Source organism: Globicatella sp. PHS-GS-PNBC-21-1553, from assembly GCF_033564055.1.
In the GTDB taxonomy this organism is placed as follows: Bacteria; Bacillota; Bacilli; order Lactobacillales; family Aerococcaceae; genus Globicatella; species Globicatella sulfidifaciens.
This window is the reverse complement of the sequence record NZ_CP085470.1, coordinates 973,062-1,000,005: the sequence shown is the minus strand read 5'-3', so window position 1 is coordinate 1,000,005 and position 26,944 is coordinate 973,062. Positions and strand designations below refer to the sequence as shown.

General features: G+C 34.2%; 30 protein-coding genes and 1 pseudogene. 29 read left to right on the top strand and 2 right to left on the bottom strand.

The window, feature by feature from the left end; translation table 11 throughout:
* Window position 1: 1 nt before the first annotated feature.
* Both kduD and LB888_RS04655 read left to right on the top strand, forming a co-directional pair.
* A complete protein-coding gene (kduD, locus tag LB888_RS04660) occupies window positions 2–781 on the top strand; it encodes a 2-dehydro-3-deoxy-D-gluconate 5-dehydrogenase KduD (protein WP_318753767.1) in 780 nt (259 codons plus the stop codon).
* A gap of 80 nt (window positions 782–861) precedes the next feature.
* Window positions 862–1,701: a sugar phosphate isomerase/epimerase gene (locus LB888_RS04655; RefSeq protein WP_318753766.1), complete on the top strand. Its 840-nt coding sequence runs from the start codon at window positions 862–864 to the stop codon at window positions 1,699–1,701.
* Window positions 1,702–2,156: 455 nt separating this feature from the next.
* Here the strand turns inward: LB888_RS04655 and LB888_RS04650 are convergent, their stop codons facing one another.
* Window positions 2,157–2,711, bottom strand: a complete 555-nt coding sequence (locus tag LB888_RS04650) for a hypothetical protein (RefSeq protein ID WP_078755436.1) — start codon at window positions 2,709–2,711, stop codon at window positions 2,157–2,159.
* 114 nt (window positions 2,712–2,825) lie between these two features.
* Here LB888_RS04650 and dnaX point away from each other — a divergent pair, with 114 nt between their 5' ends.
* The 23 genes and pseudogenes from dnaX to LB888_RS04535 all read left to right on the top strand — a co-directional run bounded on the left by dnaX (window position 2,826) and on the right by LB888_RS04535 (window position 21,982).
* Entirely contained in the window at window positions 2,826–4,841 is a 2,016-nt protein-coding gene (gene dnaX / locus LB888_RS04645) for a DNA polymerase III subunit gamma/tau (protein ID WP_318753765.1), read from the top strand.
* Window positions 4,842–5,339: 498 nt separating this feature from the next.
* A complete protein-coding gene (locus LB888_RS04640) occupies window positions 5,340–5,846 on the top strand; it encodes a hypothetical protein (RefSeq protein ID WP_318753764.1) in 507 nt (168 codons plus the stop codon).
* A gap of 4 nt (window positions 5,847–5,850) precedes the next feature.
* Window positions 5,851–6,600, top strand: a complete 750-nt coding sequence (locus LB888_RS04635; protein ID WP_318753763.1) for a glycosyltransferase — start codon at window positions 5,851–5,853, stop codon at window positions 6,598–6,600.
* Window positions 6,600–7,556 (top strand): NAD(P)-dependent oxidoreductase, encoded by a 957-nt coding sequence (locus LB888_RS04630; RefSeq protein ID WP_318753762.1) that lies wholly within the window; start codon window positions 6,600–6,602, stop codon window positions 7,554–7,556. Before LB888_RS04635 ends, LB888_RS04630 begins: the two co-directional genes overlap by 1 nt.
* Entirely contained in the window at window positions 7,531–8,316 is a 786-nt protein-coding gene (locus LB888_RS04625; RefSeq protein ID WP_318753761.1) for an MBL fold metallo-hydrolase, read from the top strand. The genes LB888_RS04630 and LB888_RS04625 overlap by 26 nt, the downstream gene beginning before the upstream one ends.
* Window positions 8,317–8,325: 9 nt before the next feature.
* Window positions 8,326–9,630 carry a F390 synthetase-related protein gene (locus LB888_RS04620; protein ID WP_318753760.1) on the top strand — a complete coding sequence of 435 codons (1,305 nt, stop codon included), beginning with the start codon at window positions 8,326–8,328 and terminating at the stop codon, window positions 9,628–9,630.
* Window positions 9,611–10,549 carry a 3-oxoacyl-ACP synthase III family protein gene (locus LB888_RS04615; protein WP_318753759.1) on the top strand — a complete coding sequence of 313 codons (939 nt, stop codon included), beginning with the start codon at window positions 9,611–9,613 and terminating at the stop codon, window positions 10,547–10,549. Before LB888_RS04620 ends, LB888_RS04615 begins: the two co-directional genes overlap by 20 nt.
* A 179-nt stretch (window positions 10,550–10,728) precedes the next feature.
* On the top strand, window positions 10,729–11,043 hold the full coding sequence (locus tag LB888_RS04610; protein WP_318753953.1) for a YbaB/EbfC family nucleoid-associated protein: 315 nt from the start codon (window positions 10,729–10,731) through the stop codon (window positions 11,041–11,043).
* A gap of 14 nt (window positions 11,044–11,057) precedes the next feature.
* Window positions 11,058–11,654, top strand: a complete 597-nt coding sequence (recR, locus tag LB888_RS04605) for a recombination mediator RecR (RefSeq protein ID WP_078755444.1) — start codon at window positions 11,058–11,060, stop codon at window positions 11,652–11,654.
* An 11-nt stretch (window positions 11,655–11,665) separates the two neighbouring features.
* Window positions 11,666–12,307 (top strand): dTMP kinase, encoded by a 642-nt coding sequence (tmk, locus tag LB888_RS04600; protein ID WP_276646839.1) that lies wholly within the window; start codon window positions 11,666–11,668, stop codon window positions 12,305–12,307.
* A 16-nt stretch (window positions 12,308–12,323) separates the two neighbouring features.
* On the top strand, window positions 12,324–12,653 hold the full coding sequence (locus LB888_RS04595) for a cyclic-di-AMP receptor (protein ID WP_078755547.1): 330 nt from the start codon (window positions 12,324–12,326) through the stop codon (window positions 12,651–12,653).
* Window positions 12,653–13,606, top strand: coding sequence for a hypothetical protein (locus LB888_RS04590; RefSeq protein ID WP_276933051.1), 954 nt, complete (start codon window positions 12,653–12,655; stop codon window positions 13,604–13,606). The genes LB888_RS04595 and LB888_RS04590 overlap by 1 nt, the downstream gene beginning before the upstream one ends.
* Before the next feature lie 14 nt (window positions 13,607–13,620).
* Window positions 13,621–13,974 carry an initiation control protein YabA gene (locus LB888_RS04585; protein WP_159443846.1) on the top strand — a complete coding sequence of 118 codons (354 nt, stop codon included), beginning with the start codon at window positions 13,621–13,623 and terminating at the stop codon, window positions 13,972–13,974.
* Between the two features lie 5 nt (window positions 13,975–13,979).
* Complete coding sequence (locus tag LB888_RS04580) at window positions 13,980–14,720, top strand: tRNA1(Val) (adenine(37)-N6)-methyltransferase (protein WP_318753758.1); 741 nt, start codon at window positions 13,980–13,982, stop codon at window positions 14,718–14,720.
* Window positions 14,710–15,054 (top strand): GIY-YIG nuclease family protein, encoded by a 345-nt coding sequence (locus LB888_RS04575; RefSeq protein ID WP_078755449.1) that lies wholly within the window; start codon window positions 14,710–14,712, stop codon window positions 15,052–15,054. The genes LB888_RS04580 and LB888_RS04575 overlap by 11 nt, the downstream gene beginning before the upstream one ends.
* A pseudogene (rsmI, locus tag LB888_RS04570) lies at window positions 15,029–15,915 on the top strand (16S rRNA (cytidine(1402)-2'-O)-methyltransferase). The gene LB888_RS04575 and the pseudogene rsmI overlap by 26 nt, the downstream one beginning before the upstream one ends.
* 12 nt (window positions 15,916–15,927) lie before the next feature.
* Window positions 15,928–16,938: a YdcF family protein gene (locus tag LB888_RS04565; RefSeq protein WP_318753757.1), complete on the top strand. Its 1,011-nt coding sequence runs from the start codon at window positions 15,928–15,930 to the stop codon at window positions 16,936–16,938.
* A 15-nt stretch (window positions 16,939–16,953) separates the two neighbouring features.
* On the top strand, window positions 16,954–17,136 hold the full coding sequence (locus tag LB888_RS04560) for a hypothetical protein (RefSeq protein ID WP_066125448.1): 183 nt from the start codon (window positions 16,954–16,956) through the stop codon (window positions 17,134–17,136).
* The gene (locus LB888_RS04555; RefSeq protein WP_318753756.1) at window positions 17,123–17,683 is read left to right on the top strand and encodes a DNA-3-methyladenine glycosylase I; all 561 of its coding nucleotides are present in this window, start codon (window positions 17,123–17,125) and stop codon (window positions 17,681–17,683) included. Before LB888_RS04560 ends, LB888_RS04555 begins: the two co-directional genes overlap by 14 nt.
* Window positions 17,684–17,950: 267 nt before the next feature.
* On the top strand, window positions 17,951–19,009 hold the full coding sequence (locus LB888_RS04550) for an acyltransferase (RefSeq protein WP_318753755.1): 1,059 nt from the start codon (window positions 17,951–17,953) through the stop codon (window positions 19,007–19,009).
* Window positions 19,010–19,032: 23 nt separating this feature from the next.
* Window positions 19,033–19,521, top strand: coding sequence for a GNAT family N-acetyltransferase (locus LB888_RS04545; protein WP_311920642.1), 489 nt, complete (start codon window positions 19,033–19,035; stop codon window positions 19,519–19,521).
* Window positions 19,522–19,585: 64 nt separating this feature from the next.
* On the top strand, window positions 19,586–20,560 hold the full coding sequence (locus LB888_RS04540; RefSeq protein WP_318753754.1) for a neutral zinc metallopeptidase: 975 nt from the start codon (window positions 19,586–19,588) through the stop codon (window positions 20,558–20,560).
* Between the two features lie 126 nt (window positions 20,561–20,686).
* Window positions 20,687–21,982 carry an RNA polymerase subunit sigma-54 gene (locus tag LB888_RS04535; RefSeq protein ID WP_318753753.1) on the top strand — a complete coding sequence of 432 codons (1,296 nt, stop codon included), beginning with the start codon at window positions 20,687–20,689 and terminating at the stop codon, window positions 21,980–21,982.
* A gap of 103 nt (window positions 21,983–22,085) precedes the next feature.
* Here LB888_RS04535 and LB888_RS04530 read toward each other — a convergent pair whose 3' ends face one another.
* On the bottom strand, window positions 22,086–22,781 hold the full coding sequence (locus LB888_RS04530; RefSeq protein ID WP_318753752.1) for a hypothetical protein: 696 nt from the start codon (window positions 22,779–22,781) through the stop codon (window positions 22,086–22,088).
* A 161-nt stretch (window positions 22,782–22,942) separates the two neighbouring features.
* Here LB888_RS04530 and LB888_RS04525 point away from each other — a divergent pair, with 161 nt between their 5' ends.
* From LB888_RS04525 to LB888_RS04510, 4 genes are all read left to right on the top strand, one after another.
* Window positions 22,943–23,386 (top strand): MarR family winged helix-turn-helix transcriptional regulator, encoded by a 444-nt coding sequence (locus LB888_RS04525; protein WP_311920632.1) that lies wholly within the window; start codon window positions 22,943–22,945, stop codon window positions 23,384–23,386.
* A 500-nt stretch (window positions 23,387–23,886) separates the two neighbouring features.
* Window positions 23,887–24,594 (top strand): vancomycin high temperature exclusion protein, encoded by a 708-nt coding sequence (locus tag LB888_RS04520; RefSeq protein ID WP_318753751.1) that lies wholly within the window; start codon window positions 23,887–23,889, stop codon window positions 24,592–24,594.
* Between the two features lie 361 nt (window positions 24,595–24,955).
* Entirely contained in the window at window positions 24,956–25,918 is a 963-nt protein-coding gene (locus LB888_RS04515; RefSeq protein ID WP_318753750.1) for an ABC transporter substrate-binding protein, read from the top strand.
* Between the two features lie 10 nt (window positions 25,919–25,928).
* Window positions 25,929–26,885: an ABC transporter substrate-binding protein gene (locus LB888_RS04510; protein ID WP_066126702.1), complete on the top strand. Its 957-nt coding sequence runs from the start codon at window positions 25,929–25,931 to the stop codon at window positions 26,883–26,885.
* Window positions 26,886–26,944 lie beyond the last annotated feature (59 nt).

The following is a 26,944-nucleotide window of genomic DNA, read 5'->3' as shown; positions in this document are numbered from 1 at the left end:
CATGTCAGAATTAAATAATTATTCAAGAAATTTCTTTGATTTAGATGGAAAAGTTATTATTGTAACAGGGGGAAATACTGGGTTAGGACAAGCTTATGCGGTAGCATTTGCAGAATCTGGTGCAGATTTATTTATTACAACTTATGACGATAATTGGAATGAAACGCGAGAATTAATCGAAGCTAAAGGACGTAAGGTTCATTTCTTCCAAGTTGATTTAACCAAAGAAGGTGCTGCTCAAGCAGTTGTTGACGAATGTGTAAAAGTATATGGAAAAATAGATGTATTGGTAAATAATGCCGGAACGATTAGAAGATCTCCGTTGTTAGAGTATAAAGATGAAGATTGGAAAGCAGTATTAGATATTAATTTAAACGCTACTTATTATCTAAGTCATGCAGTAGCCAAAGTAATGGCAAAACAAGGTCATGGTAAAATTATTAATGTTGCCTCTATGTTAGCTTTCCAAGGAGGAAAATTTGTTCCTTCGTACACAGCTTCTAAACACGGAGTTGCAGGTGTTACGAAAGCTTTTGCTAATGAGTTAGGTGGGTTAAACATTCAAGTAAATGCGATTGCCCCAGGATATATTAAAACAGCTAATACTGCGCCAATTCGTGCTGATGAAGTACGTAATAAAGAAATTTTAGATCGTATTCCAGCTGGCCATTGGGCTGAACCACATGAGTTGATGGGAGCAATTGTCTTTTTAGCAAGTCGCGCATCAGATTATGTAAATGGACATATCTTGGCTGTAGACGGCGGTTGGTTAGTTAGATAATTTATATTTGATGGAGATACTTAGAATCTTTCTTGGTATCTCTGTTTTAATTAGTAAATGATTAATTTGGAGGATGAAAAATGTATGAATTAAATTTAGGTATTCGAGCGCATGATATGAATGAAAATGAATTTGAAAAAGTCTTACACAACATGAATAAATTCGGATTAAAACATACACAATTAGCACCATTTAAGCAATTTAGTAATGAAATAAAATCAATAAATCAATTATCTCCAGGATTTGCAAACAAAATTCGACATCAATTGGAAGATGCAAAAATTGATATAGGGGTATTAGGTTGTTACATAAATATGGTTCATTTAGAAGATGAAATTCGTAATGAAGAGCTGAAAAAGTTTTTTGGTTGCCTAAGATTAGCAAGAAATTTTGGTGCTACACTTGTAGGAACTGAGACAGGTTCTGTTGGAAATGGATACACCATTGAGAATTACACGGAGTCATCATTTGAAAGAATGATAGAGTCGATTTTGATAATGATAAAAGAAGCTGAAAAATGGGGGATTACGATTGGTATTGAACCTGGAATTAATCATCCACTACATACAATCGAAAAAACAGAAAAATTACTAGAAAGAGTTACTTCGAACAATCTTCAACTGATATTAGACCCAGTGAATCTTTTACATGCAGATAATTATCAAAATCAAGTTTATGTGACAGAACAAGCAATTCAAAGACTGGGCGATCGAGTAGCGGTATTCCATCTAAAAGATTATGTTATGGAAAACGGTAAAGTTAAATTTGTTCCATTAGGTCAAGGAATAATGGATATTAAACCTATTCTAAGATATGCTAAGTATGAACGACCGAATATTCAAATTAGTTTAGAAGAAACAAAAGAATTTCATTTAGAAGAGAGTTTAAAATACATTTTTAATGAATATGAAAAAGTATAAAATATTTATTGAGGGATAATCTATTTTACGATTTCTATGCTACTAAGAATTGTAGCTAGTATCTATTAGAAATATTTTTGTATATTCTTTCAAAACAATTCGCTAGACATTTAAATAAACTTATAATTTTATAGTGTTGGCACTAAAATTCTCGATACTATTTTATTTAAATTTTACAACTTTTAGTGGGGAAATGATAAAAATACAGGCTAAAATTCGTTATCATAATACGAATTTTAGTCTGTATTTTTTTGAATGTTCGTAATTTCCTAAATTGCACTAATTCAGGAATGCCTGATTTAAGAAAAATATTGATATAATATTTAATTTTGAGTCATTTTCTTTCAGATAAGTTTATCATAGGGCACGAGAAAGAATTAATTAATAGCCAATATTATAAAAAGCATTATAATCCACTCGGTTATACAATTAAATTGACATTATCAATTTTTATATTAAAACTTTTTCTTTGGGTGTTTATCAATGATTTCAGGGTATTTATTTAGTAATTTTTCTCCTTTATTAGTTAATTTATATTTTCTAATCGTAAATAATTCTCCTAATTCTTCTTCAGAATAGTGTTGGTGTATGGCTTCAATTAATTGTGCTTTGGTCATCTTACTATAGCCGTGAATGCCTTTATTCTTTAAATAGATTTTTAACTGACCAGCTGTTTGGAAATCAAGAGAATCCATTGCGCTTAACTCAATCACATAGCCATCATGTATTAAGTTATTCATTTCTTTTTTAGCATCTATCCCATATGTATATTCAAAATATTTTGAGATAACAGTTTCATTGGTGTAGGTGCCAAATTGTACACGCCAAAGAATAATGATATGGCCTGGTAAATATCCTTCATCTAACCGAATCATATTGCGTTTGGGTACTAATTTATTACTGGATGTTTCGACTTCTTTAAGCCAAGTTGCTAAGTCACGATTTGGACTAATATAGGGCATTTCAGGATGTTGAGCATATTTTTCTTTAATTTTCTCGAATAAGGTCATTTAAATCTCTCCTTTTTTGATTATATTATACTTTATTCCTTTTTAATTAACTAGAAATTAAACGGTTGTTTCGATATAATGAGAAGGTGTAATAATCAAAGAGGAGGAAAATAGATGAGTTATCAAGCCCTGTATAGGGTATGGCGCCCACAATCATTTGATGAATTAGTAGGACAAAAAATGATAGCCGAAACACTGGCCAATGCAGTGAATCATCAACAATTGAGTCATGCTTATCTGTTTACTGGACCAAGAGGAACCGGTAAGACGAGTGCGGCAAAAATATTATCAAAGGCCGTCAACTGTTTAAATCCTCAAAACGGGAATCCATGTAATGAATGTGAAGTGTGTCAAGCTATAACACAAGGTCAAGCAGCCGATGTGATTGAAATAGATGCGGCAAGTAATAATGGTGTAGAAGAAATCCGCGATATCCGCGATAAAGTTCGATATGCGCCAACGATTGCGAAGTATAAGGTCTATATTATCGATGAGGTGCACATGCTAACGACAGGAGCGTTTAATGCTTTATTAAAAACATTAGAAGAACCTCCAAGTCATGTTATTTTTATATTGGCTACGACGGAACCACATAAAATTCCGGCAACCATTATTTCAAGAACACAACGATTTGATTTTCAACGCATTCATAATCAAGATTTAATCGCGCGAATGGAATACATATTAAATCGTAATCAGGTTAACTATGAAATTGAAGCTTTAGAAATAATTGCTAGAACAGCGAATGGTGGGATGCGGGATAGTTTAAGTTTATTAGACCAAGCATTATCATACCGTGAAGATTTAACAATCGAGTCAGCCTTACAAGTATCTGGCAGCATCAGTCATCAAGAGTATGTCCGCTACATTGAAGATGTTTTTGTCGGTGAAGGGTATGATGCATTAAAAATAGTTCAAGAAGCGAGTCAAAAAGGAAAGCAAGCAAGTCGTTTTATTGAAGAATTAATTTTATTTGCTCGAGATATTTTATTATCAGCTCACACCAAACAAAATTATACCCTATTGCCAAATGAAGAATTAACGGATTTGTTAGCAAAAGTAGATGTTAATTTTTATTTCAAAATGATTGACCAGTTGAATCAAGCACAAAATCAAATGCGATTCAGCAACCAACCCGATTTATATTTAGAAGTAATCACAGTTCAATTAGCTCAAAATGCTGAAATAAAGAGTGATGAGGGCACCCATTCTGAAGCGTTTATAAAGTTAAACAATAAAATTATAGCCTTAGAAGAAAAAATAAATGTGTTAGAGCAACAATTAAAACAAACGCCATTACCAACACCACAGCCAAATCGCTTTGAAGCACCAAGAGTACGTCCGCAAATAGCACAACAAGAATATCAGCAAATGACAGAAAAAATTTATGACGTATTAGACCAAGCAACTCGTGCACATATTACTCGTTTAAAACAGGAATGGCCGATGATTTTATCAATGATTGCCCCTCAAGAGAGAGTGAAGTTTAATGGTACCGTACCACTGGCGGCAGGTCCAGGTGTTGCCTTAATTAGTTTTTCGAATATTGCTTTTTGTGGTTTAGTACAACATGATCAAGCTTTAGAACAACAATTAATTAATGTGGCAGAGAAACGATTAGGCGAATCAATGGTTTTTGTCTATATTATTGAAAGTGAATGGCGAACCGTTCGCAATGATTATAAAATCTTAAGAGAAAAAAACGGTGGTAAACCCTTAAGAGAACATTCAATGAACCAAGAACCCACATCCAAAATAAAATCAGAGAGTGTGGAACATTTACAAGCAGATTCTGACAATCAATCTTCACTAGAGAATTTAGGACAAAATGACCCTGCAACTATGTCGCGTTCTGAACGAGAGAAACCGATGAGGGTTGATCATTACCTTGACCAAATGGATGAGGAGTCACAACCCTTAACCCAAGATGAATTAGCTCAAAGAGAAGCCGAACTAGGTGAACCAGCCGTTTCAATCCAAGAGGCGTTTAAACAAAAACGCTTATCAGAAGCAAAAACGAACGAAGATGATTTAGCAAAAGATGAAGCGGCATCAGAAATACCAGATTCAGTTACTCAGGCTATTCAAATTTTTGGTGAAGATAATATTAATATCTACTATGATAAATAAACTGAATAATATTAAAAGAGAGACTAGGAAAAGTCCCAAAATAACCGAGACATATTTCAAAATAATGAGATATTCTTGGTTATTTTTGCATATATACCTTTATTCAAATTTATTCCTTTATGGCTAGATGTGTGAGTCATTTGTGGTTACTCTATTTAAGTATGAGGTGTAATGTTTAGGATCTCACTCAAGTAATTTTTTCTTTAAATTAAATAACTTAAAAAATATTCGATACTTGTTGGTCGGAGTTAATCTTGGAATTCAATAAATATAATATGCTAAAATTAGTTTATAAGGAATATTGAGTAATGTTATTTGTAGTGAATGTTAAGTAGATAATGAATGATTCAAAATCAAAAAACTCAATTTTAAATCAAAAACTTATTAAACTAGTTATATTGAGATGACATATCAAGACTAAAATTAGTTTAGATTAAGAGTTGGGTATTATTTACTTAACTCTTTTTTTATACAAAGAAACAGAAAGGGTGAATCCGTTTGGCGAAAATACTTTTTGTTAGTATTCCCTTAGCAGGTCACTTAAATCCACAAATTGGATTGGCGCAAATACTGCAAAGGGATGGTTATGAAGTAGTAATGGTCACAACGAAAGAAAAGCAAAAGTTGATTGAATCCCTGGGACTTAGATGTGTTACGATATTAGACGATTTTCAGGATGAGTTCCATGCTCTTATCAAAATTGCCCAAGATAAGCGAATCAAACATTCGCTATCAAGAATGTTTAATACTTTAAGTGCTATGGATACTTTCTTGATTGAAGCCTATATTGAATTTTTAACGATATTAAAGAAAGAACAACCTGTATTGTGTATTCATGATTTTTCGACTTTATTTGCTAGTTATGCATGCGAATCATTAAAGATTCCATTTATAACAGATTTACCGTCCCATCAAATTATCGAATCGAATAATCCTTGGCAAAGATGTTCCCTATTTTTTGGGAGGACTTTACCCACAAAAAGGATGGTTAGGAACAATACGTAATCGAATGGGTTGGCTAATATTAAAAAACATTAAACGTTGGTACGGCAGAAGGCGTATTTTTAAAGAGCATGGTTGGCGCGTCTATCGCTCAGATGGCAGTGAAAATTATTATTCAAATCAGTTGGTGCTGGGACTAGGGATGAAAGAAATCGAATTTAATGCTCATTTACCAGCGTATCTTCATTATATTGGGCCGAGTATTCCCTCAGTGAGTGTGAAAAATGGCGAGCGTAAATTGCCTAGTGGGTTTGAAAAATACATCTTTTTTACATTTGGCACGATATTAGAAGGGATGAACGATCAGTTAAAGGAACAATATGCTACCCTCATTAAACAGTTTCCGGATTACTTATTTGTCCTTTCAGATGGTAATTTAGATTTATCAGAAAATGAACCCGTTTGGATGGGAGACAATTTAATTAGATTTGGTTATTTATCCTATTCTGAAAATATTAGCCAATTTGATTTGGTTATTCATCATGGTGGTATTGGGATTGCTTATGATTGTATAAAATGGGGGATTCCTAGTATTGTCTTTCCTCAAGTGTGGGATCAGTTTGATTTTGCTGCTAGATTAGATTATTTTGGTGCCAGTATCCGCATAAAAGATGCAGAAGAGATGACGCAAGCGATACGACAAGCAAATGTTTACGATTGGACAAGGCTTTATCAACTTCAAAATAAATTAATGGAGTATGACACAGAACAGAATTTATTAAACATAGTAGAAGGTATTCTAAAAGGAGCAAAATGATGATATTAATAACAGGAGTTTCCGGATTTTTAGGAGGAGAGCTAGCCAAAACACTAGTAAAAAATGGAGCAAGCATCCTTGGTATCTCAAGAACACAACCTAAATACGATATAATACCGTATCAAGCAATCGATTTAAGTGATAAACAACAGGTAGCATCTCTATATAATCAGTATGAAATCAAATATGTTATTCATTGTGCTGCTAAAAGTTCAGCATGGGGCACGTATCAATCATTTTATGATTCAAATGTTTTAGCAACTGAAAATTTAATGATAGAAAGTCAAAAGCATCAAGTGAAGCGCTTTGTACATATTTCTTCGCCTAGTGTTTATGCCCAGTTAAAAGATCAAACCTTTGTAGAAGAAACCACCGACATCACCTCAATCAGACCCTTAAATTATTATATTGAAACGAAAAAACAAGCTGATATGATCGTGCAAAAATCGAATTTATCATTCAACATCATTCGACCGCGAGCATTGATTGGAGTGGGAGATACGAGTGTTGTACCGAGATTAATTAAAGTTGAGAAAAAACTAGGCATTCCGTTGTTTAATAGTGGTCGAAATTTAATGGATGTGAGTTGTATTGAAAACGTGGTTCATGCATGTATTTTAGCGCTTGAATCAAAAGTGGATAACGGAATTTATAATATTACGGATGGCAATCCGATAACCTTTCAAGCCCTTATTGAGATGCTCTACCAACAATTTGATTTAACACCTAGATTCCGTAAATTTCCTTATCAATTTTTGTCGATATTAGCGAGATTGTTAGAAGCGTTATATCCTGAATCAAAAGAACCGCCGTTAACATTATATACATTATCAACCATTGCTTTTTCGCAAACTTTATCCATTGAAAAAGCAAAAAAAGAATTGGGTTATCAACCCATTGTGAGATTAGAAGAGAGAATAGGTGAGTACAGTGAGTGGTATCGACGCTATTTATAGAGTGCATATTGGTGGCTGTTATGTCAAAGAAAATCTTATTCGCTACAAAGCAACTCCCACACCCATATTTTTTCCAGCCAGTTGTTTTTTAATTAAAACGCAAAAACAATGGTCGATGGTGGATTGTGGTTATAGTGAGGGGATTTTAAAACGGCACTGGGGTTTGGCGATTTATCGCAAAATTATGACGATTGAACCTTATCAGTTAGATCTTATAAGTGCTTTCGATAAATTGGGCATAACACCTGCGGATATCAAGACGGTTTATTTAACTCATGTGCATCCAGATCATATTGGACATCTTTATCGTTTTCACCATGCCCATTGGATCATGACAGAGGTAGCCTATCGTCAATTATTAAGATGGCAACGGATTAAACCAATGAAAGAAGCGATGATAGGTTCTATATCCTCCAATATTACTACCATTAATTATTCAAAGCAATTAGAGATAGAAGGTGTATCTTTTAATGCTTTTCCTTTAAATTCTGAGATGATTGCATTAGATTTGAGTGGTCACAGTCGCCAAATGATGGGAATATTCTTTCCGCAAAAAAAATTAATTTTAGCGATTGATGCTAATTGGCGCAAAGATTGGATGTCATCAGAAGCATTGAAAAGATATACATTTGCAGCACGAATGGTACAGAACAATTGGCAACAATATCAAGAGACAAACCAAAAATTATCTCTGTTGTCAGAAAAGGGGTATCAGATTGACCTGACGCATGATAATCAGTCGGAATCACGCTTGTTTTAGGAGAAGAAGATGTTATTGAAATATATTAAAGAATTCATTTTTACTAGGTACCAGTTGTCACATTTAAAACGTGAGCAATTAGAACAATTGCAGCAAACTAAATTAAAGCGACAACTCGAGCAAGTGACGCAACAATCTCCTTATTACCAACCATATAAAGGGAGTGTTTTGCTTGATTTTCCAGTTATGAAAAAACAACACTGGATGGCACATTTTGATCAAATAAATACTAGGGGTCTAAAAAAGGACCTAGCCATGAAGTTGGCTTTACAGGGTGAAAAGACCCGTGAATTTGAATCGCGTTATCAAGGAATCTCAGTAGGACTGTCATCTGGAACGAGTGGCCATCGTGGGCTATACACCTTATCTAAAGGAGAAGAAGCTTTGTGGGCGGCTAATGCACTAGCAAAATTACTACCTAAAAAGAAATGGTTAGGCAATAATATTGCATTCTTTATGAGAGCCAATAATAATTTATATTCTTCTTTAAACAAACCGGGTCTGAGATTAGATTACTATGATTTAGAAAAAGATTTTAAACTGTTAATGAAGCATCTGCAAAAGCAAGACCCTAATATTATGATTGCACCACCATCGGTTTTATATGATATTCGTCATTATTTTGGGAAATCACCTTTCAAAAAAATAGATCTTGTAATCAGCGTAGCCGAAGTATTAGAAGAACAACAAAAAGCATTGTTAGCACAATTTTTTAAAGTGCCTTTTATTAGTCAAGTTTATCAATGTACAGAAGGTTTTTTAGCTTATACTTGTCCACATGGTAGTTTTCATTTATGTGAAGACATCGTCTATTTTGAAAAAGAATGGTTAGATAAACAGCGCTTTATCCCAATCATTACCGATTTACATCGAACAGTTCAACCAGTGATTCGGTATCGATTAAATGACATCCTCCATATAGGTGAACCTTGTTCATGTGGCTCGCCGTTGACGGTGATTGAAAAAATAGAAGGACGTGAAGATGATGCGTTTTGGTTATTTAACTCACAAGGAGACAAAGTTAAAATATACGCTGATTTTATTCGTAGGTTAATGTTGTTTGTTAAGGGGATTAGTCGTTATCGAGTCACTCAATATCAAAATGTTATTATTTGTGAAGTTGAATATGAACAACCTAATGAATGTAAGGTTATCGATCAAGCGATTCAACAAGAATTTAATAGCTTGTTTGAAAAGTTCAAGGTTCAACCCTTACAAGTTTTGATTTATCCTTTTGAAAGAGGGATGAGATCACAAAAATTAGCTCAAGTCCAATATAGAGGAGAGATTACTTATGAGAAGAATGAAGATTAGAAGTTATGCTTACACTAAAGGACCTGATGAAATAAAATTCAAGGATGGTTCAAGATGGCGGCATCCTTATTGTGCCAAGAATTCGTATCAATTAGATATGTATGAAAAAGTCAGTCAGGAAGCGGTTGAAAAGGCTGGCATTGAGATGAGTGATATTGATTTGATTATTGTTGCCAGTGCGGGGATGGTCCAAATGATTCCATGCACGGCAGCCTTATTACAAGAGAGAATTGCTCCTAATTCTGGTATTCCTTGTATGGATGTGAATACGACTTGTACCTCTTTTATCACTGCTCTAGACGTAGCGAGTTCCTTTTTAGTAACGGAGCTATACCAAAGAATATTAATTGTGTCCGGGGACTTAGTATCCCATTTTATTAATCCCAATCAAGAAGAAAGTTATCGCCTGTTTAGTGATAGTGGAGTAGCGTTTATTGTCGAAACCACTAAAGAAAATAAAGGCATCTTATATTCTAAACAAGAGACATGGTCTGAAGGTGCTCATACTACTGAAATTAGAGGAGGACTCACGGCCTATGGTCCCTCACTCTATTCTGAAGACACTAAAGAAGATTTTTTATTTGATATGGATGGAAAATCTGTTCTAATGCTGACGTTAGATAAGTTACCTAAGATGTTAAAGGAAACGTTGCAACATAATAATATTCAATTGTCAGATATCTCAAAAATCGTTCCACACCAAGCTTCTCGTGCTCTGTTCATCGTTGAAAGAAAATTAAAATTAAAAAAAGGACAACTTATAAATTATTTTGAAGAGCTAGGCAATATGGTTTCGGGCTCAGTTCCTTATACATTAGGTTTAGCGATGGATCAAGGAGAAATAAAAGAAGGGGATTTAATCTTACTTATCGGCACGGCTGCAGGCTTAACGATGAATTGCATGCTGATTCAATTATAAAATCGTTCTCTTTGTAATTTAAGTCGGAAGGTAATTTTATTAAGTCATAGACTATGATATAATTTTTAAGAAGACTAATATTATCGTTATTGGATTAAAATAAGTGTTTTAAAGCAATATATAATCAATAATTTGATATAATATTAATAAGTAAAGGAGGCCGAATAATGGCAAGAGGAATGGGAAATATGGGAAATATGCAAGGAATGATGCAGAAAATCCAAAAAATGCAAAAAGAGATGACTAAAGAACAAAAAAACATTGAAGAAACTATTTTTGAAAAAAGTGATGCCAATAGTTTATTAACTATTAAAATGAATGGCAAAAAAGAAGTAACGGATTTAGCAATTTCACCCGACTTAATCGATCCAGACGATCCAGAAATGTTACAAGATTTATTGATTGTGACACTGAACGAATTAATGAATGAAATTGATGAAACGACAGAAGCACGTTTAGGTAAATATACTAAAGGAATGAACTTACCGTTCTAGAGAGGATGTCATCAATGCAATACCCAGCACCTATTGCTAAATTAATTAATAGTTTTACTAAATTACCAGGAATTGGTGCGAAGACAGCAGCACGGTTAGCATTCTATGTAATTGAAATGGATGAGCGAGAAGTAACGGAGTTTGCCCAAAATTTAATCAGTGTTAAACGTGATTTAATGTATTGTAGTATTTGTGGCAATATTACAGATTCGGATCCATGTCCGATTTGTCAGGATGAAACACGGGATCGTTCGGTGATTTTGGTAGTTGAAGATACAAGAGCGATTATGTCATTAGAAAGAATGCAAGAATATCGTGGGGTTTATCATGTCTTACATGGCGTCTTGTCACCGATGGATGGGATTGGGCCCGATGATTTAAATATCACTCAGTTGATTCAAAGATTGCAAGATGATACAGTTCAAGAAGTGATTGTGGCAACCAATGCTACAGCAGAAGGTGAAGCAACGGCTATGTATTTATCACGATTATTAAAACCAGCAGGAATTAAAGTGACACGATTAGCTCATGGGTTATCAGTAGGTAGTGACATTGAATACGCTGATGAAATGACTTTGTTTAGGGCTATTGAGGGTCGTCGAGAGTTATAAGGAGAGTATCATTGAGAAAAGGATATTTTATTACATTAGAAGGACCTGAAGGTGCGGGAAAAACAACAGTTATTCAACATTTGGTTCGCGAACTAGAAGCAAAAGGTCATCAGGATATTGTGGTGACACGAGAACCAGGTGGCAGTAATATAGCTGAACAAATTCGGAATGTCATTCTTGATGTTAACAATATAGAGATGGATAAACGTACGGAAGCATTATTATTTGCTGCAGCTAGAAGACAACATTTAGTAGAAATTGTATTACCAGCACTTGAAGCAGATAAAATTGTCATCTGTGATCGTTTCATTGATAGCTCCTTAGCGTACCAGGGTTTAGCCAGAGATATTGCAATGGCCTCTATTTGGGAAATTAATCAATTTGCTATCGAAGGCCACTTACCAGATTTGACTTTATTAATTGATGTTCCAGCAGAAGTTGGATTAGAGCGCATACACCAAGGTCGTAAAGACGAGAAATTTGACCGTTTAGACCGAGAAGCCGTCGATTTTCATCATAAAGTTCGTAATGCTTTTCTCACACTAGCAAAAGAGCACAAACGAATTCAAGTTATTGATGGAACTCAAACAATAGAGGCGGTTGTCAAAAATAGTTTAGAAAAAATTGAAAATTTATTAGTCGAAAAACAATAAGGGGGAAGTTGATATGATGAAATTAGTGATTGCGGTCGTTCAAGATCAAGATAAGAATATTTTAAGTGATGCTTTTTATGAAGCGGATATTCGGGCAACTAAATTAAGTTCAACCGGTGGATTTCTACGTTCTGGAAATACTACCTTTATGGTAGGGATTGAAGAAGATCGTGTGGATGATGTATTAGATATTATCAAAAATAGTTGTCAATCGCGTGAGCAATTTATTTCTTCACCAGTCAACTTGGATGTAAGTTTAGATGTGACAGCATCTTATCCAGTAAAAGTGAAAGTAGGAGGCGCAACGGTATTTGTATTACCGATAGATGCGTTCCATCGTTTCTAATGAAGGTGGAGGAACAACTTAGCCACTATTTCTTTCGTCAAATATCGTTGCAGCATTTAAGCCATGCCTATATTTTTTCGGGAGATAATTTACAGGCAAAAAATACAGTAATAGAATCTTTGATTCAAGCGATGGTCTGCCCTAACTTCTCAGAAGTGGGGCAACCTTGTTGTCAGTGTAATGAATGTCAAAGAGTAATAGATAACCAGATATCGGATGTTTTATATTTAGAACCAGATGGTAGAAATATTAAAGTTGATCAAATCAGAGAGTTGCGTAATTGGCTTAATCGCAGTCCGGTTGAATTTGATTTTAAAATAGCAATCATCCATCAAGCTGACTTAATGAATCCGTCTGCTTCAAATGCGCTGTTAACTATATTGGAAGAACCAAATAGTGAAATTTACATTATTTTAGATGTGATTGAAGTGGATTCATTATTGCCAACTATTCGCTCACGAGCACAAAATATAATTTTTACGAATTACTTTCAAGATGATTTTTCAGATGTACAAATAGCCAAAAATTATCAAAAAATCTTGTCTTTATTACCAGGGACCACGAGTCAGGTGCTAAGAGAGTTTGATCCAGTAGAATTAGAAGAATGGTTTAAGGGGCTCAATGAGTTTTATCAGTTACTGCTAACGAAATCACCTTTAGCCTTTGCGCTAATTCCTATACGCATGAAGTCTATTTTAACCACTCAAAAAATTGATTTAGGTTTAGACTATTTAACCTTATTAAATCATCAATCTTTATTACACACTTTTTCTAATTCAACTAAAAAAAGTGTTTCACTGAATTGGTTACAAGCAATTATTGAAAAACATGCGATTTCAACACAAGACTTGTTAGCCATTAATCAACAGTTAATTGAAGCCAAAGAATATCTAAATGCGAATGTTTCATCTCAATTAGTATTAGAACGAATTGTTTTAAATCTGATTAAATAGAGAGGGGGAGGATGATGATACATCAAGATATACAAGAATTAATTAATAATGTTCAAAACCAACAGCAACAATATCAAAATAATATTCTTCAATTGACACAAGTTGTATTAGAGTTGAAAGAAGAGAATAATCGATTGCGGATGTTGAATCATAATCTTGAAGATCAGTTACAAAAGCTTGTAAATGAATCAACAACTCAAGAGGAAGATACCCCAATCGAGGAACAGCATATTAGTGGTAAAGACCGTCTACAAGGTTTTTATGATGATGGTATTCATGTATGTCATGAATTATTTGGAAAACGTCGTCAGTCTTCAGAAGATTGTTTATTCTGTCAAGATGTATTAATGCGATTAACAAAAGGGTGACATGATTGGTTGAATTAAAAGAATTTGAACGAATAGACTATTTATTTAGAGAAAATAGAAAAATCATTCAAAGCAAAAGGTTTTTTTCCTTTTCTTTAGATGCCGTTCTTTTAGCAGATTTTGTTAATCTGCCGCAAAAGCGACAATTTAAATATCTTGATTTTTGTTCAGGCAATGGTATTATCCCGATTATTTTAAGTGCTAAAACAACTAATCCACTAGAGGGCATTGAATTGCAATCAGAATTAGTCGAAATGGCTCGTAGAAGTATTGAACTCAATCAACTTGAAAATCAGATCACGATACACGAAGGCGATATAAATGAATTTCCACATGGGAATGCGGATTATGATTTTATTACCTGCAATCCTCCCTATTTCTTATTAGAAACTTCTAAAGAAATCCATCGTTTAACCAGTCACCATCTAGCTAGACATGAAGTGTCGCTCACAATGGATCAATGGTTATTTAAAGCGAGCAAACTATTAAAAGACAAAGGGCGTTTATATATTGTCCATCGTCCCGAACGTTTGGATGATTTAATGGAGGGCTTGTTACAACATGGTTTTTCAGTAAAAAGGATTAAGTTTGCGTATCCCAAAGTCGGAGCGTTAGCGAATATTGTGTTGATTGAAGCAATTTATCGAGGCGGACGACGGGGCGTTCGGATTGAGCCACCCCTCATTGTTCATCAAGAAAACGGAGAATATACTCCAGAAATGAAGGCTATTTATTTTGGAGAATGAAACACATTTTTTCTATGTTTTATATTGTCAAGATAATACGCTATATGGTGGCTATACAAATGATTTGTCCAAGAGACTTTTAGCACATCAAACGGGTAAGGGCGCAAAATATACACGCGTTAAAAAAAGGCAACCTGTAAAACTAATTTATGCAGAACGATGGTCAACTAAACAGAAAGCAATGTCACAAGAATATCATTTTAAAAAACAAACGCGCATGCAAAAAGAGCAGTATTTAAAAGCAGCAGGTGTACAAGATTATAGCAATGGCACCTTTGTTTTAGTCAACGGTCAGGAGGAAGCAGAAGATGAATCAACAAAAGAGTTATCTTGATGGTAACGGCAAACTATATTTAGTTCCGACTCCTATTGGTAATCTTGAAGATATGACTTTTCGAGCCATCGATACATTAAAGCAGGTTGACTTAATTTTAGCTGAAGATACTCGTCGTACAATTAAACTGTTAAATCATTTTGAAATTAAACAACCTATGATGAGTTTTCATGAGCATAGTAGTCAAAATCAAGTCATACAATTGATTGATCGATTAGTTCAAGGCGAAAACTTAGCGCTTGTTTCGGATGCCGGGATGCCGTTAATTAATGACCCGGGTCATCCGCTCGTCCAAGCAGCTATTCAACATAATATTTCGGTCATAGCGCTACCCGGTGCGAATGCTGCGATTACCGCTCTAGTTGCTTCAGGACTTAATGCGGAAAGATTTACTTATTATGGTTTTTTCCCTCGTGAAACTAAGGAACAAAAGGATTTAGCAATTCTTATTGGCCAAAGAAACGAAACTGCCATTTTTTATGAGTCACCCTTTCGTTTAAAAAAACCGTCAAAAGAATAGCTGAATATTTATCAGCAGACACTCAAATTGTGTTAGCGCGTGAAATATCAAAGCAATATGAAGAATATTTACGAGGAAAGTTGTCTGAGATACTGGAGTTTTTAGAACATAATGAAATAAAGGGAGAATTTGTTTTATTAGTTGAAGGTGGACGAGGCGTTACAGCGGTTGATTCTGTTGTCATTGATCTTGAATTGCCTTTAAAGGAACAAGTGGACCAATGGATAGCGGAATATGGGGTTTCATCAAAGGAAGCTGTTAAAGAGGTTGCGAAATTAAATGGATTAAGAAAACAATTGGTCTACCAAGCGTATCATAATCCTACAGATGTCAATTATTAGAGGAGGGAGGAAGTGTTATACTGGATTAATGCATTTATTTTTTTAGTTATTGGAATATATGCACTTTCTCATCAAAAATCATCGATTTCACCTGCTTTTTGTGCTATTTTTAGTTTGACAAGTTTGATTATGGCATTATTTCAAATGAGTAATTGGTTGCCTATTTTTATACTAAGGTACTTTCTATATTTGGTAAGTGCAGTTTTGTTAGCAATCGTTCCCTTTATCTTATTAGCATTAGGCATTTTAATTTTACTAAGGGAAACGAAACAATCGATATCCTATTTTGGACGTGCACTTAGTACTATTTTAGCGAGTGTCATTTTGACATTTTTTGTCTATAGCTTGTATAATCTTGTTAATATCCGTGATGTTCAATTAACCATTATTATTAGTCTATATAGTTCCATTGCGATTTATTTTACAGCTTTTTTTATTAGTTATTTATTGATTAGTTGGTTAATAAAAGTCAGTTATAAAAAGAAGCAGCCCTATTTAATTTTTGTATTAGGGACGGATATTAATGATGAAGGGCAAGTAAAGTCTGATTTAAAACATCGTTTAAATTCAGCGATTACTTTTTATCGCTCTTTATCTTCAGTAATACAAAATGAAACTTATTTTTTGGTGTCAGGTGGCAATGCAGCAGCTAATGGGATGACTGAAGCGGAAGTGATGGCCCATTATTTAATGAAACAAGGCATCAACAAGTCTCAAATTATTTTAGAAAAATCAGCTCGTAATACAACTGAAAATATTCAATTTACCAAGCCGTTAATCCGACATTTGGGTAAGGACCGATCACTTGTCATTGTGACGAGCACTTATCATTTACCTCGCACTTCGTTTTTCGCCAGAAAATACCAAGTACCTGCCCGGTATATAGGGTCAAAAACCGCCATAATATCATGGCCTTATGCAGTGGTAAGAGAATTTTTGGCAATCTTATTATTAACAAAGGAAGTCAGTGTATTTTATATTGTTTATATTATCGTGACGGAGTTTTACAAAATTTTTATGTGAAAGTAGAGTGACAAAATGGCATTAAAAGATGAAGATACATTAATGAAACGTAAGCGTGAACTAGAAGAAGCTATTCATAACTTAGGGATTAGCTTTGAAGAGGAAGAAATAGCAGAACAGGATGATTTAGCGAATCAGTTTTCATTCGATGAGGAAGCTTTAGCAGAAATGAACCATAATGAGCATGAAAACAAATAATCTTTCAAGGTGTCATTGGATTGAAGGAAAGCCCGATTATTATGTTCAATATCATGATGAGGTTTGGGGAAAGCCAGAGCACAATGATCAACAATTGTTTCGCTGGTTAATATTAGAACTTTTTCATATAGGCTTATCATGGCAGCTCGTTTTATCGAAAATAGATAATTTTGACCAGGCCTTCGATTACTTTGATTATCATAAAGTCGCTCATTATAATGAAACGAAAATTCAGTCTTTAATGGACAATGAAGGTATTATACGTCATCAACAAAAAATTAGAGCCGCTGTTAATAATGCTCAAGCATTTATAAAAATTCAAAATGAATTTGGCAGTTTCGATCATTACATTTGGTCTTTTACAAATGGCAAAACCTTATTACGTGGACAAGGTCAACCTCTGCTGGCTCAGTCTGACTTAAGTGATGAAGTGACGAAAGACTTGAAGAAAAGAGGATTTAAGTTCTTAGGCAGTGTGACGGTTTATTCTTATTTGCAGGCAATTGGTATCCTGAATGATCATGATATTCATTGCCATTTTCGTTAAAAATATAAATACAAAAGTCATGCAATTAGAAAAAAAGTCCAATCCGTTCCGTAAAAGACAAGGGGGCTGGGCAAAAATTCCAATCCTTTCCATAAAATAAAGACAAGGTCATTATCTCAAGTGAGCAATGACCTTTTTTATCACGCATAGTAGTGAAAATTTCTTATAAAAGTATTATTAATTTTTACATAATTGAGGACAGAATGCTTTTAAAAGGTAAACAGAATGAAGTTTTGATATAATGGACAGGATTTAAGGAGGCATAGCATGAGTCAAAAAAGACAATCAAATTTTGAACTATTAAGAATATTTTCAATGTTCTTAATTGTTGGTAGCCATTTCGCAGTACATGGGACGTATGAGTCACCTGATTATTCAACGATTGAACAAATAGCTTTAGATATTTTAAGAATTGGTGGGAAATTAGGTTCAAATGTTTTTGTGATGATTGGTGCTTATTTTTTAGTCGGTAAAAACTTCAAATTTGAACGAGTAATCAGAATTGGTGTTCAGGTTTGGCTATATTCCATTGGGATTCTAGCGATTGCGGCTTACTTTCTTCATTTAGATAAAAAAGATGTTTATTTATCTATTTTTCCCTTTCCCGATGCCTATTGGTTTGCTACAACCTATATTTTACTTTTACTTTTCATCCCTGTTTTAAATAAACTCATCAGTTTAGTCGGGAAAAACGGGTTAGAATTCATCCTATCGACACTTTTTATGTTGTGGATAGTATTACCGAGTTTAAATTTAGCGACTTTCGGTTTAAATAATTTTACTTGGTTTGCGTTTTTATATTTAGCTGTAAGTTATATAAAATTATATACAGATGATAAATTATCGCAAATACCTTGGGGGATGGTCGGGATAACAACACTCGCAATAACAATTTTATCAATTATTTGGTTTCACTTAGTGAGTCACTTTATTCCGGAAAAGCTAAATGTTGTGCTCATACAATTGCGACAAAATGGCTTGCTCACTGTTATTTTAAGCTTCAGTTTATTTTTATTTGCCAAGGAAAGTAAAGTTTTTATTTCGCCTGTTGTTAATTATTTAAGTGGATTAACCTTTACCGTCTATTTAATTCACGAACATCCGATAATGCGACCAATTATTTGGGGCGTCGTGGACAATCAACGTTTTAATGGTTTTTTCCAAATGATAGGTGGGGGAATACTTTCAGCTATATTAGTTTTTGTTATCACGATGATGATTTCAATAGTAACCGAAAGAATACTTCATCCTTTAATGAATGTGATCACGAATAAAGGGTTAGTGATGGTGAATTATTTTATGGATTATTTGAAAGAAGAAATCTAACAAGGGAAGGACTTGAAAGGGTTATGTTACAAATAAAAGAAGTTAAGACACCACAAGAAATAGAACAATTATTTGAGCTACTCTCGGTAATTTGGAAGGAAGTATTCACTCCAATCATTGGGAAGGAACAGGTGGCGTATATGATGCGACATTACCAATCAATTGATAACATAACGCAAGAAATTGAAGATGATGTGCATTATTATTTTTTAGAGTATAATAACCAGCCCGTAGGTTATACCGCATTTCAAGACCAAGGAGAAAAAATTTATATTAGTAAATTGTATTTAAGTCAATCTTTTCGCGGTAAGGGGTTAATGTCATCCGTTTTTGATTGGTACGAAACATTAGGTAAAGGAAAAACATTATTTTTGAATGTTAATCAAGGGAATCATTTGGCTATTGCTGTATATGAGCATCGTGGTTTTACTAAAGTGGGTGAACGATACGTAGATATTGGCGAAGGGTATATAATGAATGACTTTATCTATGAAAAAGTCTTAAAAAGTTAGTACACGCTTAGCTTATATGGTAAAATGATGATAAAGGAATATTTAAAGAATTGAGGAAATTAATATGAAATGGGAAGATGTTCGAAAGAGTAAGAATGTCCAGGACCGCCGTAATCAATCTAGAGGAACTTCTTTTCCAGGAACCTCAGGTAGTAGAGGAGGTTCTTCTGGCGGGGGATTAGGTGGCGGCCTAATATGGTTATTATTGTCTCGTACTTCAGGTAAGATGAAACTCATATTGTTAGTCTTGTTTTTATTTCTTACGTTTTTAGGGTCAGGTGGATTGGGAAATCTAAATAATAGTACGATTTATAATCGTGATATCATACCTTCAGAAGAAGTGAGTGTTGATAACTCAATCAATAGTACCAATACGGATAGCCAGACATTAAATGCTTCAGATGACGAAGTACAATTTTTCCAAGCGGTTCTAGCAACGACGGAAGATTACTGGCATAGTATGTTTGACTCAATGGGTAAAACTTATCGTGAGCCTAGTCTGGTTATTTATACAGACAGCATTTCTACTGGTGGTTGTGGTGTAGGTAGTACTCAAGCAGGTCCCTTCTATTGTCCAGCTGATGAAACGGTATATATTGACTTACAGTTCTATCGGGATTTAACCACTAAGTACAATGCACCCGGTGACTTTGCAATGGCTTATGTCATCGCGCATGAAGTAGGACACCATGTTCAAAAACTTGTGGGTACGATGGATGATTATAATAGTGTTCGTCAAAGAATGTCTACCAAACAAGCTAATGATTTAACAGTGCGTTTGGAATTACAAGCAGACTATTATGCGGGAGCATGGGCAGATTATGTAAAACGAGAAGGTTTACTAGAAATGGGCGATATTGAGGAAGCATTACAAGCTGCTCATAGTGTTGGCGATGATACTTTACAAAAAGAAGCTTATGGATACGTAGTGCCTGATAGCTTTACACATGGAAGCTCAGAGCAAAGAAGAACTTGGTTTTTAAGAGGTTTTGAATATGCTGACTTCCAACATGGAGATACTTTTAATACAGATATTTAATAACTTCGTTATTATATGTAAAACAGCTAATAACCGGTTTTTCCAAGTGAAAGGGAGATAGCCTTAACGCTGGGAAAACTGGTTTTTTGATTGAGAAAATATAATTATGGAATAGAGGTGTTATGATTGGAAAAAAGATTAAAAGAAAAGTGGCAAAGTTTATCAAAAATCACGACAAACGAGCTATTAAAAGACAATATTGAGAAAAGTCCAAATACAGATCAGTTATATGAAATTTTAGATTTGAATGCAGAACAATTAACCTATTATATTGAAGAAGCCATTATAGAAAATCCTTTTATAGAAATTGATTATGCACTTGAGACACGAGTATCCACAATAAAAAATGCTATTTACCAAAATATAGAAAATGAGGTAGAGCGTAATTCACCTGGGATGGCACAGAGCTTGATTATGTTTTTATTTGAACAAATTATGATGTATCGCCATACACCGATACGTGATGTTATGGTAAGATTAGTCGACTATCTAGATGAGAAAGGTTATTTACCTTATCGTTATCAAGAGTTAGCAACCAAACTGAATGAAGATGATATTTTAGTTCTTGATGCGATGACTTTGTTTAAACAGTTAGAACCAGCAGGTGTAGGTGCTTATGATTTACAAGAATGCTTAATGTTGCAAACAGAGCAAGATAGTCATGCTCCTAATATTGCATATCTTTTATTAGAAGAGTATTTTGATTTAGTTTCAAAGCAAGATGTTGAAGGCATTCATCAGGTGAGTGGTTTACCTAATGAGGAAATTGAAGCCAGCTTAAATTATTTTCATTCTTTAAGACCTGTACCAGCAGCCGTTTTTGACAAAGCGGATAAAGTGAATCTTATCCCAGATGTTTCGGTTCGTTATAATCAAGATGATATTGAACTACGTTATAATCGTCAATATTATCCAAGAATTATTTTTAATCAAAAATATTACGATGAGATGGCTCTCCAAAATGATACGCAATTATTCGAATACATTACAACTCATCGACAAAATTTTCAAGTATTAGCTTATAATCTTCGTGTTCGCGAACAATTAGTCTTAGCAGCAGTTAAAGCACTAGTATTGGCCCAAAAAGATTATTTAACGGAAATTAAAAACGAGAAGCGCCCTTATTTAATTAAAGATTTAGCGAGAGATTTGGATATACCCGAGGCACTAGCTCATTTAGTCGTTACGAATAAAAACCTTGAAATGAAATTTGGCATTATTCCATTAACTGATTTAATTAATGTTACTCATCATCAAGGACGTGGAGGGCTTAATACTGTTAATATTAAAGAAATTATGGCTAATATTATTGAGAATTCACCACAAGAACTTTCAGATAATGAAATAGTGTCCCAGTTAGCAGCACAAAAAATTATTATGAGTGAACAATTAGTAGCGGATTATCGTAAGGCTTTAGAATAGTTTAGTGGATAGTCTAGCTAAATAAAACTTCGAAATCAGTAGGTAGAAAAAGACCTTAATGTTAGTTTTATTCTAACATTTAAGGTCTTTATTATATCCAGAGTTACTCTTGAGTATATGTAAAGAGTGGTTTAGTCCAATTGGTTAAATGATAAACATAGAGTTCTTTCTCTTGAGGATTATAATAAGCAATCATTATTAATCGATTACCAATTTCCGTCATAACGTCTGATAGGATGTTAATATCATTATCCTCAGCAATCCTTTGAGCATTTTCATATGTTACAGGAACAATGACTCTAGGTATATAAACTTTTTCGTCGTCAAGATTCATAGTGACTTGGTCAACAGTTAAATCTAAGCCATTTAATGCATCTTTTTGATTTAATGCTTCTGTTAGGTTATCTAATTCAACGTCTGTTAAGGCTGTTTGGTTGGCAGCTTTTTCTTCTTCTGAATAATTAGCGATATAGTATTCGTTAATAGCGGTATAAATATCAACGTTTAGCAATTCTTCTGGTACATCTGCTTGAGGATAATCCCGATTATTAATAATCGCTTCGTTAAATAAAGAATCCACTGTCGTTTCAGCTTCAGATGGACTGGTCGTTTCAACTTCAGTAGATGCTATAGTGGTCTCAGATTCTGCTTGGTTGTCAGAGACAATTTCGACCTGCGATCCATTGGTATTATCGCTTAATGTTTTCATTTTATTTGAATTGAATGATTGAGGAATAAAGTTTATATATAATACACCGGCTAAGATAACCGTTAACAGTAATAAAATAAGTTTTTTCATAATAACACCTTTCTATCTATGTATCACACTATATTCTAACAGAAATTTACGAGACTTGTATCACATTTATGTAACAGTCTGATGTCAGAATATATGAGTTTACTTGAAATTTACCTACTTTTAACTTATTATTAAGGACGAAGGAATTCTGGAGGTATTACATGAAAGCAGAATTAATTAAAGAGGCATTTAAATTAAATTTAGACATTAGCCGATTGAGAAGAAAATTTTTTGATAGTAGTTATGAAATGTCTCGTAGTGAATTTGTATTATTAGATTATGTAGTGGAATTGGAAGAAAAAGACGAAAAACAAACCATTTCTGAAGTTGCAACGGAGTTGAATATTTCTAACGCTGCCGTTTCAAGAACAATTAAACATTTGTTAGCTAAAGGATGGTTGTTTAGAGAAACCTTAGAGGAGGACCGCCGCAATGGAATTATTAAAATCTCTGATGAAGGTCGCAAAATTTATGAAGTGACGAATGCAAGATTTAATAAACAAATTGAAGCAGGCTTTAAAAACGTTAAAGAAGAACAGTTAGAGCAGTTCATTGCGATAAGTCGTGAATTGATTGAGGGTTTAGGTAAATCAAGTGAGTGCTAAATTCATCTTGGGATATGGTTGAGCTTCAACTTGATTAATTCAATCAAGTTATTGTTCGTTAATTAAAAGCGCAGTGGTTGAGTGGCCTCAACCTGCGTCTTTCGACTTGTTTGAGGCCTACTCAACTTTGCGGGGGTGGACAGACGAAGCGAAAATCAATCGCTTTTCAACTTTTGGTCCACTCCCAACTTTGCGGGGGTAGGCTGACGAAGCGAAAATCAATCGCTTTTCTACTTCTGGTCCACTCCCAACTTTGCGGGGGTAGGTTGACGAAGCGAAAATTATTTCATTTTCAACTTCTGGTCCACCTCCAATGATGTTAGCAGTGATAAAGATAAAACTTTGGTTTAATTAAACTTAAAGATTGAATAAAATTATGCCTATTGAAATGGCCTTAATCAAAAAGGGAGTGGGTAGCGAGAGCGGAATTTATATTTTCGTTTGTTACCCACTTTTATTATTATTTGAAAAGGAGCGTTTTTAATAATAAGGGGAAAAAGATGAAAACAGTATGGAAATTTATCAAGGGGATTATTAAATTGATTTTATATGGAATGATAGCAGTTGGATTAGGCATAATCTTGATAAATGGCTTGGTCATTATAAAGGGAATGACGAATTTTCAAGAAATTGATACTCTTCAACAAGAACCGTTGATGCAAGATGAATCTGTTCCGGTATTAGTATTAGGGGCTGGGATTATTGATGCAGACACTCCTAGCACTATTTTAAAGTTAAGGTTAGATAAAGCAGTGGCGTTTCATCAGGCATTTCCGAATAATCCGATTATTATGAGTGGTGATCATATGGATATGTACTATAACGAGGTTGCCGTAATGAAAAAGTATGTAGTTAGTAAAGGGGTCAAGAGTGAAAAAGTCTATTTAGATCATGCAGGCTATTCTACTTATGACAGTTTATATCGATTAAAGCATGTTTTAAATCAAGAAAAAGTTATCATTATTACTCAAGGGTATCATTTGTCCAGAGCGTTATTATTAGCAGAAGGATTTGGTATGCAAGCGATTGGTATACCAGCTGATGAAGCAAGTTCAACACGATTCGAAAGAGAAACACGAGAATTATTAGCTAGAGTTAAAGATTTCTTCGTTGTTTATTTTAAATATGAATTACCGCAACCCGAATTAAATTATGGGTTTAATTTAAAAGATTCAGGTGATTTAACGAATGAAAAAGAGCTCTTATGAAATAAAGTTAAAATAAAATGAGATTTATGTTAAAAACCTATTGACTTTTATCATTTTATCTAATAAACTATGGATAAGAAATCAAAAGAAAGGTGATGTTAACGATGAATACGCACTTATTACAAAATGTATCATATTTTTACAGCTACTTTAGATAGTGTTTGTATCTACTATGGGTACAAACCGGAAACGAAAGTTTGTATCTATGGGAGCTGAAAAATTTTGATGCCCGCATAGATGTTGTAAAAATCTAAGCGGGACGTAATAAGAGAGCATCCAAGCATCTTTGTTTTGGTAGTGAGTCTTAAAAGACCTGTTTAGATTAACTAAACAGGTCTTTTAATTTTTAGGAGGAAATAAAATGAAAAAAGGTTATTATTATTTGCAGTTAATGAAGTTATTAGGAATTTTAGCTTTGGTGCTAGGATATGTTTCACCTGTTCTTGCAGAAGAAACTTTAAAGGTTGGTGTTTTACAATATGTTGAACATGAATCTTTAAATGCAACGTATCAAGGATTCATCGATGGATTAAAAGAAGCCGGTTATGAAGAGGGCAAAAACCTTGAAATTGATTTCTTAAATGCTGCTGCTGACAATGCTAATCTACAATCTATGAGTGAAAAATTAGTGAATAACAATGATGTACTTTTTGCGATTGCAACTCCTGCAGCTCAAGCATTAGCCAATGTAGCTGGAGATAAACCATTATATTTCTCAGCTGTAACGGATCCAGTCAGCGCTGGCTTGGTTGACAGTTTAGACAAACCAGGTAAAAATGTGACAGGTACCATCGATGCTGCCCCAATTGAAGAGCAAGTGAAATTATTACAAAAAGTTGCCCCAGAAGCAAAAACAATCGGTCTTTTATACAATTCAGGGGAGGCAAATTCGTTATCAGAAGCAGAGAACGCCAAAGAACAATTAACTGCAGTAGGGCTAAAGGTTGAAGAAGCAACTGTGACCTCTACTAATGATATTAGTCAGGTGATGGGTTCTTTAGTAAGTAAAGTGGATGCAATATTCACTGTAACAGATAATACTGTTGCGAGTGCAATGACCTTAGTAGGTGACTTAGCTATCGAAGCCAAGCTGCCAATCGTCGGTGGCTCAGAAGATATGATTAATGAAAATGGATTAGTAACATACGGATTAAATTATTATAACTTAGGTAAACAAACGGCAGCAATGGTTGTTAAACAGCAAGAAGAAAATTTAAATGTTTCAGAGGTGCCAGTAGAATCAGCGAGCGAAAATAATTTAATTATTAATGAGAAAGTTGCGGAAGCATTAGGGATTGATATTACAAATTTAAAAGTAGAGTAGGAGAATAAAGATGAAAACGAACAATAATTTCAGTCGATTTAGTTTAGTGGTGTTAGTTTTATTAAGTTTTATAACCGTGTTACCCTTACAACGAGTAACTGCCGAGGATACAATAAAAATTGGTGTTTTACAAACAGTTGAACATGAAGCACTAGATGCGGTATTAAAAGGGTTTGAGGAAACTTTAAATAACTCTGAATTAGCGGATAGAGTAGAAATCAATGTGCAAAACGCAAGTGGCGATATGGCAAATTTACAATCAATGAGTGAAAAATTAGCAAGAGAAAATGATTTGTTATTTGCTATTGCGACTCCTGCAGCTCAAGCTCTAGCTACGGTTGAGTCAACTAAACCTATTTTTATAGCAGCGGTTACTGATCCTGTTGAAGCAGGATTAGCAGAATCTTTGGAAAAGCCTGGACGCAATGTAACGGGGACGACCGATATGGCACCGATTGCTGAACAAGTGGCTTTATTACTCAATAATTTTCCCGATGTTAAAACTGTAGGGATGATTTTTAATTCGAGTGAAATTAATTCGGTAGTGTTAACCGACAAAGCGACTGAAGAATTTGAAGCCAAAGGTGTTAAGGTAGAAGTAGGGACAGTGACTAGCACTAACGATATTGCTCAAGTCATGGGCTCACTAGTTGAAAAAGTCGATGCGATGTTCATGGTCACTGACAATACCATTGATAGTTCAATCTCATTAGTGGGGGATTTAGCCAAACAGGCCGGAATTCCAACAATTGGTTCTTCCGATTCTGTGGTGCAAAAAAATGGCTTAGCAACTTTATCTAATTCTTATGAAGATTACGGCATTCAAACAGCAAATATGTTAATTAAGTTAGTTTCAGAAGATTTAAAACCTGCTGATATGCCGATTGAGACTGCTGACAAGTTACAATTAATTGTAAATGAGGAATTTGCACAAGCGATTGGCGTAGATCCAGATTCCATTAAATAAGTTATGAACAATTTACTCTCAACTTGTGGACAACCTGTGTATAACTAGCTTTTTTATGA